Origin of the sequence: Paralimibaculum aggregatum (assembly GCF_030270585.1) — a bacterium.
Classification (GTDB): Bacteria; Pseudomonadota; Alphaproteobacteria; order Rhodobacterales; family Rhodobacteraceae; genus Thermohalobaculum; species Thermohalobaculum aggregatum.
Map to the genome: position 1 here is coordinate 1 of NZ_BSYI01000137.1, position 604 is coordinate 604.

The window sequence follows — 604 nt, forward strand, 5'->3', positions numbered from 1 at the left end:
GCGGTGATCGCCACCGCCGCCGGCGCCGCCGGCGCCAGCGCCTCGGCAAGGCCCAGCGCCCCCGGAAACAGCGAGGCGGTGTGCATGTCCGCCCCCATGCCGAGCACCGCGATGTCGAGCGGCAGCGCCGCCGCGAGCCCGGCATTCACCGCGCCGATGCCCTGCGCCGGCTCGGCGGTGCCGCCATAGAGCGGCAGGAAGCGGGCCGCCGCCGCGGCGCCGGCGAACAGCGTCTCGCCGAGCAGCCGCTGGTTCGAGCGCGCCGAGGCCGGCGGCACCCAGCGCTCGTCGGTCAGCGTGACGGTCACCCGCTCCCAGGGCAGCGCCGCGGCGCCGAGCCGCGCCAGCATCGGCCCCGGCGTGGTGCCGCCGGGCACCGCGATCCGCGCCGCGCCGCGCGCCGCCACCAGCGCCGCGAGCCGCGCCGCCAGCAGATCGGCCACCGCCGCGGCCAGCGCCGCCCGCGAGCCATGATGCCGGATCGCCGGCCGCCCCGTCTCCGCCATCACGCGATCTCCCGCCAGCGCCGGCCGTCGCGGTGCAGCAGCATCAGCGCATCATCCGGCCCCGCCGAGCCGGCGTCATAGGGCGTCGGCCGGTCGCC

General features: G+C 79.8%; 1 protein-coding gene. It reads right to left on the reverse strand.

The annotated features are described in order from the left end of the window. Positions 1-506 (reverse strand): 6-phosphogluconolactonase (locus QSJ97_RS24655; RefSeq protein WP_285675153.1); only part of this gene is annotated, 506 nt, incomplete at its 3' end. Positions 507-604 lie beyond the last annotated feature (98 nt).